At 62.3% G+C, this 16,236-nt stretch carries 13 protein-coding genes; 7 read left to right on the forward strand and 6 right to left on the reverse strand.

Translation table 11 applies throughout. The features are described 5' to 3' along the window. Positions 1–345: 345 nt before the first annotated feature. The 4 genes from PRZ01_RS15770 (at position 346) to rocF (ending at position 5,097) form a co-directional block, all read left to right on the forward strand. Positions 346–1,797: a S41 family peptidase gene (locus PRZ01_RS15770; RefSeq protein ID WP_273597766.1), complete on the forward strand. Its 1,452-nt coding sequence runs from the start codon at positions 346–348 to the stop codon at positions 1,795–1,797. A gap of 359 nt (positions 1,798–2,156) precedes the next feature. Next, positions 2,157–2,915: a HesA/MoeB/ThiF family protein gene (locus PRZ01_RS15775; protein WP_273597767.1), complete on the forward strand. Its 759-nt coding sequence runs from the start codon at positions 2,157–2,159 to the stop codon at positions 2,913–2,915. 178 nt (positions 2,916–3,093) lie between these two features. Continuing rightward, entirely contained in the window at positions 3,094–3,987 is an 894-nt protein-coding gene (locus PRZ01_RS15780; RefSeq protein ID WP_273597768.1) for an LOG family protein, read from the forward strand. 189 nt (positions 3,988–4,176) lie between these two features. Next, positions 4,177–5,097 (forward strand): arginase, encoded by a 921-nt coding sequence (gene rocF / locus PRZ01_RS15785; protein WP_273597769.1) that lies wholly within the window; start codon positions 4,177–4,179, stop codon positions 5,095–5,097. Positions 5,098–5,124: 27 nt separating this feature from the next. Here the strand turns inward: rocF and PRZ01_RS15790 are convergent, their stop codons facing one another. The 6 genes from PRZ01_RS15790 to hutC all read right to left on the reverse strand — a co-directional run bounded on the left by PRZ01_RS15790 (position 5,125) and on the right by hutC (position 11,479). Beyond that, positions 5,125–6,681, reverse strand: coding sequence for a methyl-accepting chemotaxis protein (locus PRZ01_RS15790; RefSeq protein ID WP_273597770.1), 1,557 nt, complete (start codon positions 6,679–6,681; stop codon positions 5,125–5,127). 105 nt (positions 6,682–6,786) lie between these two features. Further along, the gene (gene hutF, locus PRZ01_RS15795) at positions 6,787–8,190 is read right to left on the reverse strand and encodes a formimidoylglutamate deiminase (RefSeq protein WP_273597771.1); all 1,404 of its coding nucleotides are present in this window, start codon (positions 8,188–8,190) and stop codon (positions 6,787–6,789) included. Then, the gene (gene hutG, locus PRZ01_RS15800) at positions 8,187–8,987 is read right to left on the reverse strand and encodes an N-formylglutamate deformylase (RefSeq protein WP_273597772.1); all 801 of its coding nucleotides are present in this window, start codon (positions 8,985–8,987) and stop codon (positions 8,187–8,189) included. Before hutG ends, hutF begins: the two co-directional genes overlap by 4 nt. Positions 8,988–8,997: 10 nt before the next feature. Continuing rightward, complete coding sequence (hutI, locus tag PRZ01_RS15805) at positions 8,998–10,212, reverse strand: imidazolonepropionase (protein WP_273597773.1); 1,215 nt, start codon at positions 10,210–10,212, stop codon at positions 8,998–9,000. Continuing rightward, positions 10,209–10,760 (reverse strand): HutD/Ves family protein, encoded by a 552-nt coding sequence (locus PRZ01_RS15810; RefSeq protein WP_273597774.1) that lies wholly within the window; start codon positions 10,758–10,760, stop codon positions 10,209–10,211. The genes hutI and PRZ01_RS15810 overlap by 4 nt, the downstream gene beginning before the upstream one ends. After that, positions 10,757–11,479, reverse strand: a complete 723-nt coding sequence (gene hutC, locus PRZ01_RS15815) for a histidine utilization repressor (protein ID WP_273597775.1) — start codon at positions 11,477–11,479, stop codon at positions 10,757–10,759. The genes PRZ01_RS15810 and hutC overlap by 4 nt, the downstream gene beginning before the upstream one ends. Positions 11,480–11,646: 167 nt before the next feature. Here hutC and hutU point away from each other — a divergent pair, with 167 nt between their 5' ends. The 3 genes from hutU (at position 11,647) to PRZ01_RS15830 (ending at position 16,229) form a co-directional block, all read left to right on the forward strand. Further along, on the forward strand, positions 11,647–13,326 hold the full coding sequence (gene hutU, locus PRZ01_RS15820) for a urocanate hydratase (RefSeq protein ID WP_273597776.1): 1,680 nt from the start codon (positions 11,647–11,649) through the stop codon (positions 13,324–13,326). Positions 13,327–13,407: 81 nt separating this feature from the next. After that, entirely contained in the window at positions 13,408–14,952 is a 1,545-nt protein-coding gene (hutH, locus tag PRZ01_RS15825) for a histidine ammonia-lyase (RefSeq protein ID WP_273597777.1), read from the forward strand. A gap of 158 nt (positions 14,953–15,110) precedes the next feature. Then, on the forward strand, positions 15,111–16,229 hold the full coding sequence (locus tag PRZ01_RS15830; RefSeq protein WP_273597778.1) for an ABC transporter substrate-binding protein: 1,119 nt from the start codon (positions 15,111–15,113) through the stop codon (positions 16,227–16,229). Positions 16,230–16,236 lie beyond the last annotated feature (7 nt).

Below are 16,236 nucleotides of genomic sequence, written 5' to 3' on the forward strand. Positions count from 1 at the left end.
GTCAGCGCTCGCCGTCTTTGCGCAACGGTTGCAGGTCTAGAAGAAAAGCAGACAAAGAAATGGCCCTCACTGCCGGCCATAAGGGACAGGTTTTGCTTGACAGGTGGGGAAGCCCTTGTAGCTGAATTAACGTGGACCCACACGCCACCAATGGCCCCGCTGCCGATTTCTTTGCACTCCTTCACTTGAAACCGTCGAATTGAGCGGCAATTCAGCCTATCTGGCGGCGGTCATTCAAAACGACACGCATATACTTGAAGGGACGCATTTCCTGCGGTTCTCCGGGGATTTTGCGCCTGCAAACAAGGTTTTTTTCTCGCTCTCACCGAAGGAAACACTCGCATCATGGGTGCCAAATTGAAAGTTGCTGGCTGGGTCGCTGTGGGCGCCGTGGCTGGCGCGCTGACCACGATGCAGTTCCAGGCCAATGCGCGCAGCAGCCTGTCGCCGCTGCCCCTGGAAGAGTTACAGCAACTCGCCGCAGTGTTCGGCATGGTCAAGTCTGACTACGTTGAGCCTGTTGACGAGAAAAAGCTCATCAATGACGCCATCGCGGGCATGGTGGCGGGCCTGGACCCCCACTCACAGTTCTTCGACAAGAAGAGCTTCAAAGAATTCCGTGAAGGCTCGACCGGCAAGTTCGTCGGCGTGGGCATCGAGATCGGCATGGAAGATGGCCTGGTCAAGATCGTCTCGCCCATCGAAGGGTCACCGGCGTTCCGCGCGGGCCTCAAGAGTGGCGATCTGATCAGCAAGATCGACGACACGGCGGTGCGTGGCCTCAGCCTCGACCAAGCCGTCAAGCGCATGCGCGGCGAGTTGAACACCAAGGTGCAACTCACTATCTACCGCAAGAACGAGAACCGGACCTTCCCCGTCACCATCGTGCGCGAGGAGATCCACCAGCAAAGCGTGCGCTACAAGATCACGGAGCCCGGCTACGCCTGGTTGCGTATCAGCCAGTTCCAGGAAAGTACGGTCGATGACTTTGCCAAGAAGCTGGAAGAAATCTACAAGCAAGAGCCCAATCTGAAGGGCCTGGTGCTTGACCTGCGCAACGACCCGGGCGGCTTGCTCGACGGGGCGGTGGCGGTGTCGGCGGCCTTCCTGCCCAAGGATGTGGAGGTGGTCAGCACCAATGGCCAGATCCCCGAGTCCAAGTCCAGCCTCAAGGCCAACCCCGAGTCCTACGCCCGCCGTGGCGGCGCCGACCCCTTGCGCAAATTGCCGGCCGCACTCAAGAAGGTGCCCCTGGTGGTGCTGGTGAACGAAGGCTCGGCCTCCGCCAGCGAGATCGTGGCCGGTGCGCTGCAAGACCACAAGCGCGCTGTCATCATGGGTGCGCAGACCTTCGGCAAGGGCTCCGTGCAGACGGTGCGTCAGCTGGGCCCGGAAACAGCCCTGAAGATCACCACCGCACGCTACTACACGCCAAGCGGGCGCAGCATCCAGGCCAAGGGCATCGTGCCTGACATCATGTTGGACGAAACCGCCGAGGGTAATGTCTTCGCCGCTTTGCGTACCCGTGAAGCCGACCTTGAAAAGCACCTCAACAACAACACCGACGCCAAGGTGGACGAAGCCAGCGAAAAAGCCCGCGAGGCCGCTCGCGAAGAGGCCCGCCAGAAGTTGGAAGCGGAATACGCCAAGAAAATGGAGCCGCCCAAGCCCCTGCCCGAGTTTGGCTCCGCCCAGGACTTCCCGCTGACCCAGGCACTCAACAAGCTCAAGGGCGAAACGGTGATGGTCTCCAAGACCGCCGTGGAGCGCAAAGCCGAGGCCAAGCCCGGCGAATAAGCGCCAAACCGCCTGCGCCCGCAAATCCCCCGCAAGCCTTGCGCCCGCGGGGGATTTTTTCTGGGAAAACCTAACTCCACCCCTACCCTGACGCCAATCCCGACAACTGATGGTCACACCCGCTTTACGCTCTTCGGCGGCAAAGGCCTGATCTGGTGCGTTGGGCCGGTGGTGCTGTTGCCCACAGCCAGCAAAGACAACCTGGGCACCGGCAAGTGGGGTGCGGGCCCCAGTGGCGTGGCCCTGATTGAATCCTGAAACTTCAGTTTCCCGAAGCGATACACGGATGAGCGCAGCGGCCCGGGCAACTGCCCCGGCCGGGCGCTGAGGTGGCACTGGGCGCACGCTATGCTTGCAACATGAATGACAAGCAACTGCTGCGCTACTCGCGCCACATCCTGCTGGACGACATCGGCATCGAAGGACAACAACGCCTGCTCGCCGCTAAAGCGCTGATCATCGGCGCGGGCGGCTTGGGCTCGCCGGTGGCGCTGTACTTGGCCACAGCTGGGGTCGGCCACATCACCGTGATGGACGACGATGTGGTGGACCTGACCAATCTACAACGCCAGATCGCTCACACAACGGCCCGCATCGGGCAAACCAAGGTGGAGTCCCTCAAGCAAAGCCTGGCCGCCATCAATCCCGAGATTCAGGTGCAAGCCCTGCCGCTACGCGCCGATGCCGCCTTGCTGGATCAATGGGTGAGCCAGGCAGACATCGTGCTGGACTGCTGCGACAACTTCCGCACCCGGCACGCCATCAACCGCGCCTGCGTCACACACCGCAAACCACTGGTGTCTGGCGCGGCCATTGCGTTTGACGGGCAAATCAGCCTGTTCGACAGTGCTCAGCCCGACTCACCCTGCTACGCCTGCCTCTTTCCACCCGACAGCCAGGTTGACGAAGTGCGCTGCGCCACCATGGGCGTGTTTGCCCCTTTGGTCGGCATCATCGGCAGCATGCAAGCCGCTGAAGCCTTGAAGTGGCTGATTGGCCTGCCCACGCCGCTGGCACACCGATTGCAAATGCTGGACGCGCGCCGCATGGAGTGGAACGCGATAGAGGTCCGCCCCACCCCCGATTGCCCGGTTTGCGCGCAGGCAAGGCGAAACTGAGGGCCATTTACGGCCCCTCATCTCCGCATGCACAAGCTCAAGGCTGGCAAACTTTACTGAACGCCAATCCGGCCAAATGCCGCCCCACACCCCCGCCCGCCCTTTCCCGCCCGAGACTCACCGCTAACGCAGAGAGGACACGGTTTCAAAGCCTCCCGAGAAGCCTCCCAAGACACCCATGAACAAACGCAAAGACCTGACCGCCCGCAACTTTCCCAGTGCCAAGGACGAGGCCCGTGGCCAGCGCCCGCTGCCCAACTACGAAGGCCCGGAAAGCTCCTACCGCCTGGCCTTCGACGACAGTGAATTTCTGCTGCGCGAAGAACTGCGCCCGGTGCGCATGCAGTTGGAGTTGCTCAAGCCCGAACTGATTCAGCACGACCAGGGCATCAAGTCCACCATCGTGATTTTCGGCAGTGCCCGGATCAAATCGCGCGAAGACGCTGAGCGCGCGCTGGCCGAAGCCCGTGCCGCCGCGGCCGACACCGCAACGCTCAAGCGGGCGGAGATGCAAGTGTCCATGAGCCATTACTATGAGGAAGCACGGCGTTTCGGCGCCATCGTCACACGGGCTTCGGTCGAGCGGGCCGACCCCATCTACATCGTCACAGGCGGCGGTCCGGGTGTGATGGAGGCGGGCAACCGGGGCGCTTACGAGGCGGGCGGCAAGAGCATCGGCCTCAACATCGTGCTGCCTCACGAGCAGCAGCCCAACCCCTACATCACGCCGGAGTTGTGCTTCCGCTTCCACTACTTTGCGCTGCGCAAGATGCATTTCCTGATGCGCTCAGTGGCCTTGGTGTGCTTCCCCGGTGGCTACGGCACGCTCGACGAACTGTTCGAGACCATGACGTTGATTCAAACCGGCAAATGCCGGCGCCGGCCCATCCTGATGTTCGGCCGCGACTTCTGGAGCCGGCTGATCAACTTCGACCTGTTGATCGAAACCGGCATGATCAGCCCGGGCGACGAAAAGCTCTTCCACTTCGTCGAAACCGCCGAAGAAGCTTGGGCCCTGCTTGAATCTACCTACGACCTGAACCCCATGCCCACGGCAGGCGACGGGGTTTGAAAGCAGCTTGCCGATTTCAGGGGAGGCTCGCAGTTAGACTGCCGGGTTGAACCACCTGCAAACGCGGCGTGGCAGGCTCATCAAGCCGATCGACGCCCACAGCACTAGCGCTTGGAAAACGTCTGGAAAGCGCCTATCCAACACCTGGCCCGCCAGGCGCCCCAGGCAAACCCACAAGGACTCTGCACAATGACCACCCTTCGATCCGTTTCTCTGGTTGGCGCTCCGACCGACATTGGCGCCGGTGCGCGCGGCGCCAGCATGGGCCCTGAGGCCTTGCGCGTGGCTGGGCTCACCGAGGCCCTGCAAAGCCATGGCGTTGACGTGGCGGATCGTGGCAACTTGCTAGGCCCCGCCAACCCGTGGCTGCCGCCGGTGGACGGTTACCGGCATTTGAATGAAGTGACGGCGTGGAACAGCGCCGTCCATGATGCGGTCTATGCCGAACTGAAGCTGGGCCGCATGCCCATTTTGCTGGGCGGCGACCACTGCCTGGGCATCGGTTCGATCAGCGCAGTTGCCCGCCACTGCCGTGACACGGGCAAAAAATTGCGCATTTTGTGGCTCGACGCGCATGCCGACTTCAACACCAGCGCGCTGACGCCTAGCGGCAATATCCACGGCATGCCGGTGGCCTGCCTCAGCGGCTTCGGCCCGCAGCAATTGATCGGAATCGGCGGCAAGGTGCCCGCCATCAGTCCGAAATGGGTGCGCCAGGTTGGCATTCGCAGTGTGGATGCTGGCGAAAAGCGTTTCGTCCACGAACAGGATCTGGAAGTGTTCGACATGCGCTATATCGACGAAATGGGCATGCGCCACGCCATGGAGTTAGCACTGGCCACACTCGATGCCAACACCCATCTGCATGTCAGCTTCGATGTGGACTTTCTGGACCCCGACATCGCCCCCGGCGTTGGCACCACCGTACCAGGTGGCCCGAGCTACCGTGAGGCACAGCTGTGCATGGAGATGATTGCCGACACCGGCTTCATGGCCTCGCTGGACGTGATGGAGCTGAACCCCGCCCTGGACCTGCAGAACAAAACGGCCAAGGTGGCGGTGGACTTGATTGAGTCGCTTTTTGGCAAAAGCACCCTGATGAGAAAGTAAGTATGCCGGCCTCGCTCTATCTTGCCTTCAGGCCAGCTTGAAAATCGCGACCGATTGGGCCAGCGCGTCCGCTTGATCTTGCAGGCTGCGCGCGGCGGCGGCTGACTCTTCGACCAAAGCGGCGTTTTGCTGGGTCATTTCATCGAGCCGGGAAATCGCGTCGCCAATCTGGTTGATGCCCGTGCTCTGCTCTGCCGTGGCACTGCTGATCTCGGAGACCATGTGGCCCACACGGCCGATCGAATCGACAATCTCGGTCATGGTCTGCCCGGCCTTTTCAACCAGTTGGGCGCCACTCTCCACGCTTTCGCTGCTGGCGGTGATCAAGCCCTTGATTTCCTTGGCCGCGGCGGCTGAGCGCTGGGCCAGGCTGCGCACTTCTGAAGCCACCACGGCAAAACCGCGCCCCTGCTCGCCCGCGCGAGCCGCTTCAACGGCAGCATTCAGCGCGAGGATATTGGTCTGAAAGGCGATTCCGTCAATCACCGAAATGATGTCGCTGATCTTGTTACTGGATGCGCTGATACGCCCCATGGTGTTGACCACATCGCCCACCACCGCACCGCCCCGTTCGGCCACCTGCGCGGCCTCCATCGCCAGCCGATTCGCTTGCCGAGAAGACTCGGCGTTATGGCTGACGCTGGCTGTCAATTGCTCCATGGCCGAGGCCGTTTCCTCCAGGCTGGCCGCCGCCTGCTCGGTGCGCTGGCTGAGGTCTTGACTCCCCATGGCTACTTCCCGAGAGGCGTTGGCAATGCTGTCGGTAGATTGGCGTACCCCTTGTACGACCTGGCTGAGCGAGGCCTGCAAGGTCGCTACACCACCCATCATCGCGGCAGTTTCGTCTTTCCCGGTCACCCGTACCGACTCGCGCAGGTCTTGATCGGCCAGGCGCGCAATAACTCTCAAACCTTCTTGCAAAGGCTGCAAGATGGAGCGCACATTCAAGGCCGTAAAGATCAAGAGCAAGACCACCGCACTGCCCAGCACCCCCAGCAAACCGGACTGAATGGCGTTCTCGCGAGCATGGATATAGGCCACCTTCTCACGCGAGTTCTTGTCAATCAACGTGGTCATTTCCGCCAGCGCCTTATCCACCGCACGCACCGGTGCCTTGAGAGGCTCCATCGCCTTGTTGGCACTGGCCGTGTCAGAAAATTCGCCCTTGGCCATGCGCTCGCCCACACTGGCCAGGCCGCGTTGATAGTCGACCAGCGCCAATGTCATATCGCTCGGGTAACGCTTTATTTCAGCAGATAGGTTGAGCGCATCGATCTTCTTCAAACCCGCCATGACCTTCTCGAAGGTCTTGGTCCATTCTTCCTTGTAGCGTTCAACGGCCTTGGCATCGGCCATGTTGATCAGCATGTCTTTTTCATAACGGCGCAAATTGCCGGTGCCTGCACGCACGTCAGCCAATTGCACCAATGATTCAACGTCATTTTCAGCAAATCTAGAGAACTCGTCGCGGGACTGCATCAGACTCCAAAGCCCGAAACAGCCGACCATCAGCATCGTAAGAATCGCCAAGCCTGCCATCACATACAGACGTGCCCGGATGGTGTAGTTTCGAAGTGAAAACATCGCAACGTCTCCTGATTCACTTTGCACAAGCGTAGCAGGATGTGGTCGCGCCACAAAGCGACGTTTCCAGTACAGAGCCAGCGGTTTCGCGCGACGACCGACCGCTCAGCCCGCGGACTGCCACAAGGCCTGCATGGCCCCCTTGAAGTCAGCGGCAATGCGCGCCTGCTCCGCATGGCGTCCTTGGGCCAGCACCGGCCGGCCGGCGACGAACACTGCTTCAAACGGTTCACCTTGGGCGGCAAACACCAAGGCATCCAGCTGATGGGACAGCGGCACGCCCAAGAGCCCGCTGCAACTCGCGTCCAGCACCAGGAAATCAGCCCTTGCGCCGGGTGTCAGCCCCCAAGATTTGAAGCCTGCGGGGGCCGCGCTGCCAGCCCGCACGGCTTCAAACAGGCGCGCCGCCGTGGCCGGCTCCCGCCCCGGTGCCGCGGCCACATTGCGTTGCTGTAGGCCCAGGCGTTGGCCGTACTCCAGCCAACGCAATTCTTCGCCCCAGGCGCGGGTGACGTGACTGTCTGAACCCAGGCTGATTGGCACGGCCGCGGCCAGCCAGCCCGGCAGGTCGCACAAACCGTCTCCCAGATTGCCTTCAGTGCCGGGGCAAATCACCACGCTGGCGCCGCAGGCCGCAAGCTGCGCATTTTCAGCCGGCGTGCTGTGTGTGGCATGCACCAGATGCCAGCGAGCGTCGGGTTCGAACTCGCGGCAAAGGTACTCGATCGGGCGGCAACCGGTCGCGGCGATGCAGTCCCGCACCTCCTGCATCTGCTCTGCAATGTGAATGTGAATGGGCAGGTCTGCAGCACCCACCCGAATTTTTAAAGCCCGTATATCTTCAGCGTTAGCTGCCCGCAGGGAATGCAGGGCCACGCCCGCATTCAACAAAGGACGGCCCGCAGCGTTGATGCGCTGGCTGGCCTGCCAAACCCAGTCAGCATCGGTGCGAAAGCGCCGCTGCTCATCACGCAAGCCCAGCGCCCCAAAGCCCGAGCGGGCGTACAGCACCGGCAGCAGGGTCAGCCCCAGGCCCACCGTTGCCGCCGCGTCGGCCAAAGCCCAGCACAGGGCCAGTTCATCAGCATATGGCTGGCCGTTCTGCTGGTGTTGAAGGTAATGAAATTCACAGACCTGGGTGTAGCCGCCGCGCAGCAACTCCAGGTAGAGCTGTGCGCCAATAGCCTGCAACTGCGCGGGCGTGATGCGCAGCGCCAGGCCGTACATACGATCGCGCCACGACCAAAAATCGTCATCGCCCGACTCGCGGCGCTCCGCCAGGCCAGCAAAGGCCCGCTGAAAGGCATGACTGTGCGCATCCACCAAGCTGGGCAGCACCGGCCCACCCAGCACGGGCTGACCCGGCCGGTGCGCAACGCCCGTTTGCACCGATTGCCAGCAGCCGTCAGCGCCCACGCTCAAGCACACGTCGGCCTGCCAGCGCCCATCTACCCAGGCCCAGGCAGCCCAGAACTGCGTGACTTTCACGTCCGTGGTCGCGCCCGTCATGTGGCAGGCCTCCAGGCCAGCAGTTGTTGCAGCAGCGCAAGCAATACGGGCTGAACCTTGGCGGCCAACTCAGCCCGGTAGTTGAAGGGTGCCCATTCGTCCATATAGCAGCGCTGGCACATTTCCAGTTGCACAGCATGCTGGTGCCGCTCAGGTTGGCCGTAATAGCGGGTGATGTAGCCGCCTTTAAACCGGCCATTCACCACATGGGTGAATTGGGTAGGCACGGCCAGCACCGCGGCCAGCCCTTTGGTGATGCCCAAATCGCAGGCGGCGCCATCTGCCGTGCCCAGATTCAGATCCGGCAAACGGCCGCTGAACAGCCAGGGGAGTTCTGAGCGAATGCTGTGTGCATCGAACAGTACGGCATAGCCATGCTGAGCCTTCAGGCGCGACAACTCGGCCTGCAAATTCTTGTGATACGGCAGCCAGTAGGTCTCACGGCGGCGTTGCTTCTCACGCTGGCCTGGGGTCTGCCCCTCAAGGTAGAGCGAGTCGCCGGTGAAGAATCGGGTCGGGCACAGCTCGGTGTTGGACGCCCCCGGGTACATGGGCGTGTCGTCCGGCGGGCGATTCAAGTCAATCAGGTAGCGCGAATAGCGTGGCACGATCAAGCTGGCACCCAGTTCGTCGGCAATGTCAGCGTAGAGCTGCTCCAAATGCCAGTCGGTATCTTCCACCTCCAGCGCACGCGGCACATAACGCCGATGCTGATCGGCAGGAATCTCAGTTCCCACATGGGGCATGCTGATCAGCAACGGCACACGCCCCGGCTTCAGCTTGAACACTTCACTCATACTGCGCCTCTCACATTCGGGTGGTGCGAATCTGCCCACCCCGCACCGCCAGCAGGAGCGGATTGCGACCCAAAAAATAGGCCAACTCGTTGGGATGCGCCGCATCCCAAACGCAAAAATCAGCCCGTTGCCCAGCCTGCAACTGACCGCGGTCCTTCAAGCCCAAGGCCCGCGCCGCATTGATGGTGGCGCCCCGCACCGCCTCTTCAGGGGTCAACCTGAACAAGGTACAGGCCATATTGATCATCAGCAACAAGGACAAGGCGGGCGACGTGCCGGGGTTGTGGTCGGTGGCAATCGCCATCGGCACACCCGCCTCGCGCAGGGCCTGGATCGGCGGGAGCTTGGTTTCACGTAAAAAGTAATAGGCACCCGGCAACAAGGTGGCCACGCTGCCGCTGCCCGCCAGGGCCTGAACGCCGGCCGGGCTGAGGTACTCAAGGTGGTCGCACGACAAGGCGCCGAACTCGCAGGCCAGCTGAGTACCGCCCAGGTCACTCAACTGCTCAGCATGCAGCTTGACCGGCAGGCCCAGACCTCGCGCAGTCTCGAAGACACGGCGGGTCTGCGCCACGGTGAAGCCAATGCCCTCGCAGAAGGCATCCACGGCATCGACCAAGCCTTGCTGCTGCAGCGCCGCCATCCAGCCGCATACGGCATCCACATAGGCGTCCGCACGGCCCGCAAATTCCGGCGGCACGGCATGCGCACCCAGATAGGTTTTTCTAACGTCGACATTCAGCGCCGTTCCCAGACGCTGGGCCACCCGCAGGCAAGCAAGCTCGGCGTCGAGGCTCAAGCCATAGCCGGACTTGATCTCAACCGTGGTCACGCCCTCATTCAGCAAGGCTTGCAGGCGCTTGGCCGCCGCGTCGTAGAGTTGGGCTTCACTGGCGGCCCGAGTTGCCGTCACCGTGGAGCGGATGCCGCCACCCGCTTTGGCAATGTCTTCGTAGCTCGCGCCTTGCAAGCGCTGCTCGAACTCATTGGCGCGCAGCCCGCCGTAGACCAGATGGGTGTGGGCATCGATCAGGCCGGGCGTGACCAGGGCACCGCCGAGGTCTTGTTGGGTGTCGATTTGCGTGGCCAATTCATGGGGCAGTTGGTCAAGCGCGCCGACCCAAAGCAGGTGCTCGCCCTCGCTGACGAGCGCACCGTGTTCCAACAAACCCCACCCCGACTCACCGGTCAGGGTTGCAAGATGGGCTTGGGTCCATAACTTCATGCCTCATCGCTCCAGATCATCCACCAGGCAGCCCCGGCGCCGATGAAGGTTGCAGGCTGCGGCGCCGGGTTTTCGCACCAAGCCAGACTCAGCGCCGACAAGGGCGTCGTGCGCGCGCCGTGGCTCAGGGTTCCGCCCTGGGCCGTGAAGAGCGCCAGCCAGCGGCAACGCGCGTCCAGCTTCAGGGGCGCAGCCGCCGGCAGCACGGTCAGGCGGCCCTTGCCGCGCCGATGCATGAGGTTGAAGTCCCGGGTGGGGCCGCCCAGCAACTCGCAGTCCGGGGCCAACGCACCGTCGAAGTGAAGCAACTCATCGTCGATCCGCAGTTCGTACTCGAAGAAGCGGACACCATCGCCCTGAAGAACCGCAAACCAGCGATCAATGCCCTCAAAACTTGAAAAGGGCCCGTTGGCAACGATGTCGGCCACGCTGATGCGCACGATCCAGTCATGGCTGTGCGGCCAGGCCAGCAACTCCCGCGTGCTGCCGCCCCCGTTGCGCCAAGCCTGAGGGATGACCGCGTCCGTGTTGATGATGCTCCAACTCATGCTTGAAAACTTCCTTCAAGAACATACATAGAGCCCGGGTGTGTCAGGCGCACCAGGGTAACGGTCAAGCCCCGGCTGAAGGTGCGGCGCTTAACGACCAGGCAAGGCTGCTGCTTGCTCAGGCTCAGCAGTTTGGCCTCTTCGGGCGTCGGCAACAAGGCCTCAATGGAGTAGCGCGCTTCGGAAAGCGGAGCCACCTCCAGCAGATAGTTGGTGGGTGTGATGCGGGTGAAGTCCAGGCTCAGGTAGTCAGGCGCACAAGCCGGGTTGACCCAGCGGTCTTCACACTGAATGGCCTGCCCATTTTCCAAGTGAACGATCACGCTGTGGAACAAAGTCGCCCCAGTCTTGATGCCAAAGTCCTGTGCCTGCCCGGCACTCGCTCGCACCTTTTCAAGCAGGTGAACCTTGGCGTCATGGCGGTGGCCGCGCGCCAGGATTTCTTCGTGCACGTCGCGCACAGTCAGCGACGAGGAGATGCGATGCAGTTGCGCCACGAAGGTGCCGACGCCCTGCAGGCGCTCAACCAAGCCCTCTTGCGTGAGCTCCCGCAAGGCACGATTCACCGTCATGCGGCTCACCTCGAATTGCGCGACCAACTCGGCCTCGGAGGGCAGCAAGTCACCCGCCACCCAATGCCCGGACGCAATGCGCTCACGCAGATGGTTCTTCACCTTCAGGTATTGCGGCTCCGGGGTGGTGGGCGATTTATGGTTCATGTTCAGAATGGTAGTTGACTTTACTTGTATATACAACTAGAGTTCGACGCATCGCGTTGCTCGAACTCTGCAACATTGCTCGGGGCAATTTCCCGCTTTGTTTCCGCTTTTTCGCGCTTCTTTTTTCGCTTCCCCAACCCTTGTGACCCCCGGTCAGGAGCCCTCCCATGTCCGCCACAGCCCGTATTGTTCGCGCCCCCACCGGCACCCAGCTAAGCTGCAAGAACTGGTTCAGCGAGGCGGCGTTTCGCATGATCCAGAATAATCTGGATCCCGTTGTAGCCGAAAACCCTGACGCATTGGTGGTTTACGGCGGCATCGGCAAAGCTGCACGAAATTGGGACTGCTTCGAGGCCATTCTCGACGCCCTGAAAAAACTGAACGAAGACGAAACCTTGCTGGTGCAAAGCGGCAAGCCCGTTGGTGTTTTTCGCACCCATGTGGATGCCCCCCGCGTGCTGATTGCCAACAGCAATCTGGTGCCGCACTGGGCCAATTGGGAGCACTTCAATGAGCTGGACCGCAAGGGTTTGATGATGTATGGCCAGATGACGGCCGGCAGCTGGATCTACATCGGCACCCAAGGTATTGTTCAAGGCACTTACGAGACCTTTGCCGAGGCGGGCCGCCAGCACTTTGGCGGCGACATGGTCGGCCGCTGGATCCTAACGGCAGGTTTAGGCGGCATGGGCGGGGCACAGCCTCTGGCAGCTACCTTTGCCGGTGCTTGCTCCTTGAACATTGAGTGCCAGCAGTCGCGCATCGACTTTCGCCTGAAAACACGCTACGTCGACGAGCAGGCTACTGATCTGGACGACGCCCTGGCCCGCATTGCCAAGTACACCGCCGAGAAAAAGGCCATCTCCATCGCGCTGTTGGGCAATGCGGCTGAAATCCTGCCCGCCCTGGTGGCCCGCTGCAAGGCCGGCACCGCCATCAAGCCCGACCTGGTCACCGACCAGACCTCCGCCCACGACCTGATCAATGGCTACCTGCCGGCTGGCTGGACAGTCGAGCAGTGGAAGGCCGCCGCGGCCGACCCCGCCCAGCATGCCGAGTTGAAGGCCGCCGCCGCACGCGGATGCGCAGTGCATGTGCAGGCCATGCTGGACTTTCTGGCCATGGGCATCGCGACTGTGGACTACGGCAACAACATTCGCCAAGTGGCGTTGGAACAAGGCGTTAAGAATGCCTTCGACTTCCCCGGTTTTGTGCCCGCCTACATCCGCCCCTTGTTCTGCGAAGGCAAAGGCCCCTTTCGCTGGGTGGCGCTCTCCGGCGATCCCGAGGACATCTACAAGACCGATGCAAAGATCAAGGAGCTGTTCCCCCACCACGCCCATGTGCACCGCTGGCTGGACATGGCGGCCGAGCGCATCGCCTTCCAAGGCCTGCCCGCACGCATTTGCTGGCTTGGCCTTGGCGAGCGCCACATCGCTGGCCTGGCCTTCAATGAGATGGTGAAGAATGGCGAACTGAAAGCGCCCATCGTGATCGGCCGCGACCACCTCGACAGCGGCTCGGTCGCCAGCCCCAATCGTGAAACGGAGTCCATGAAAGACGGCTCCGACGCCGTGTCTGACTGGCCTTTGCTCAACGCCTTGCTCAACACCGCCGGGGGCGCCACCTGGGTCAGCCTGCACCACGGCGGTGGCGTGGGCATGGGCTTCAGCCAGCACAGCGGCGTGGTAATTGTGTGTGACGGCTCCGACGCGGCCGCCAAACGCATTGAACGCGTGCTGTGGAACGACCCGGGCACCGGCGTGATGCGCCATGCCGATGCGGGTTATGAGGTCGCTCAGAAATGCGCAACTGAGCGCGGCCTGAACCTGCCGATGATCAAGTAAGTTATTACTTTTTCATTTCGCCATTTGCCTCTCGCCTGTAGCCTGTCACCCTTGCCTCTCGCTTTACGGAAGCATCCCACCATGAACCTCGAAATCACCCCCGGCCAGATCACCCTAGACCAACTGCGCGCCATCCGTAACGGTGATGTCACCCTGACCCTGCACGCCAGCGCCAGCGCTGTCATTCGCCGTAGCGCCGCGGTGGTGCAAGCCGCCGCCGCGGGCGACGCGCCGGTTTATGGCGTCAACACCGGATTCGGCAAGCTGGCCAGCACCCGCATCAGCAAGCAGGATCTGGCCACCCTGCAGTGCAACCTGATCCGTTCGCATTGCGTGGGCGTGGGCGCGCCCTTGCAGCCCGGCGTGGTGCGCCTGATGCTGGCCACCAAGGCGGCCAGCCTGGGGCGTGGCCACTCTGGCGTGCGCGAGGCCGTGGTGCAAAATTTGCTGGACGTCTTCAACGCCGGGCTGATTCCCTACGTGCCCGCCCAGGGCTCTGTGGGCGCCTCAGGCGACCTGGCCCCCTTGTCGCACATGACCCTGGCCTTGATGGGTGAAGGCGAGATGCTGGTGGACGGTGCGCGCCGCCCCGCCCTGCCTGAGCTGCAAAAAGCCGGCATTGAGCCGCTGGTTCTGCAAGCCAAGGAAGGCCTGGCCCTGATCAACGGCACGCAAACCTCCACCGCCTTGGCGCTGGAAGGTTTGCTGCGCTTCGAGTTGGTGTATGCGGCGGCGGTCGTCAGCGGTGCGCTGAGCCTGGACGCGGCACGCGGCAGCGACGGCCCCTTCGACCCCCGCATCCACGCGGTGCGCGGGCAACCCGGGCAGATCGAAGCCGCCGCCGCCTATCGCCAATTGCTGGCCGGCAGCGAAATTCGCCATTCGCACGAAATTGGCGACGACCGGGTGCAAGACCCCTACTGCCTGCGCTGCCAACCCCAAGTGATGGGCGCATGCCTGGACCAAGCCCGTTATGTTCGCGACGTACTGCTGCGTGAAGCGAATGCCGTGACCGACAACCCGCTGGTCTTCGCCAACGACGACGGCAGCGCGCAGATGATCTCCGGCGGCAATTTCCACGCGGAACCCGTGGCCTTGGCTGCCGACGCGCTGGCCGTGGCCATCGCCGAGGTGGGCGCCATTGCCGAACGCCGCATCGCCATGTTGATCGACACCGGCGTGTCCCGCCTGCCGCCCTTCTTGACAGAAAACGCCGGCCTCAACTCGGGTTTCATGATCGCCCACGTCACGGCCGCCGCCCTGGCCAGTGAAAACAAGAGCCTGGCACACCCGGCTAGCGTGGACAGCCTGCCCACCAGCGCCAACCAGGAAGATCACGTCTCCATGGCCACCTTCGGCGCACGCCGTCTTGGCCCCATGCTGGACAACACCGCCCACATCATCGGCATCGAGTTGCTTGCTGCCGCGCAGGGCTTCGAGTTCCTGCGCCCGCTCAAGAGCTCGGCGGTGCTGGAAGACGTGCATGCACGCCTGCGCCAGACCTGCCCGCCAAGTTCGACGGACCATTACCTCGCCCCGGACATTGAAAATGCCTTCCTGCTGGTCAGCAGCGGCGAATTGGCACAACTGTTGACCCGCAACAGCGGCCTGGTGGTTCTACCTTGACCCGCCTGGGCAGGCCCGCAAGCACGCCCTGACTTCCACAGGTTGATCCGGCCAGTACCGTGCAGCGCCGCAACAAATTGCGGTAGCGCTGCACGGTACGCCTGCGTTCAGGGCTAACGCGAGCCGTCACCGGCAAGAGTTCCGGTCACAATCACGGCATGCAGGCTCGTGACCGTTTGAATTTCTGGCTGGTGATCGTCGCCCTGAGTTGCGCCGGCTTTTTTTGCCAGCAAGCTTTTGCGCTGTCGGTCACCTTCATCAATCCAGGACGCTCGGACGAAGCGTATTGGGTCGCGGCAGGCCGGGCCGTGGTTGCTGCCGCTGACGACCTGGGCATCCACCACGAGCAATTTTTTGCCGAGCGGGACCACCTGCGCGTGCTGGAAATTGCCCGCAGCATCGCCGCCCGCCCCAAAGAGCAACGCCCCGACTATGTGATGCTCACCAACGACAAGTTGACCTTGGTCGCGGCGGTTCATATCTTGTCGCCGGCCGGCATCAAGACTTTCGGCGCTTTCAGCGGGCTGCAGGACACGGAGCGCGCCGAGTTTGGCGGCCCTCGGACAGGCTTTCCGCTGCTGATCGGCACCCTGGAGCCGCGCAGCATTGATGCAGGTTACCTGACTGCCAGTTCCTTGATTGCGCAGGGCTTGCGCATGAACCTGCAAGGCCCTGACGGCAAGCTGCACCTCATCTCGGTGGCGGGCGACCGCTCAACACCCACCTCCCTGTACCGCAATCTGGGGCTGCGCCGGGCGCTGGCTGAGCACCCTGAAGTGGTGCTGGATCAGCAGGTGTTTGGGGATTGGCGGCGCGACAAGGCTGCAGAGCAAACCGCCTGGCTGCTGCGCCGACACCCCGACGCTCGGCTGATCTGGTCTGCCAGCGATCAAATGACATTTGGTGCGATGGACGCGCTCGAAAAGCAAGGCCTGCAGCCGGGCCGCGATGTCTTGTTGTCAGGCATCAACACCTCCACCGAAGCCATGCAGGCCGTGATTAGCGGCCGCCTCGCCGCTCTGGCGGGCGGCCATTTCATGGCCGGCGCCTGGGCCATGGTTATGATTTACGACTACGAGCACGGTCATGATTTTGCGGACGAGGGGATTGAACTCAACAAGACCATGTTCACCTTGTTTGACAAGCCGGCAACGGCTGAGCGTTTTCTCAAGCGTTTTGGTACCGGAGCGATTCCGGTGGATTTCAAGCACGCCAGCAAGGTCTTGAATCCGGCGCGGAAATATTACGACTTTGACTTCGATCGTCTGCTCAAATGATTCCGCC

It is taken from the genome of Roseateles koreensis (genome assembly GCF_028595305.1).
GTDB classification, from domain to species: Bacteria; Pseudomonadota; Gammaproteobacteria; order Burkholderiales; family Burkholderiaceae_C; genus Paucibacter_A; species Paucibacter_A koreensis.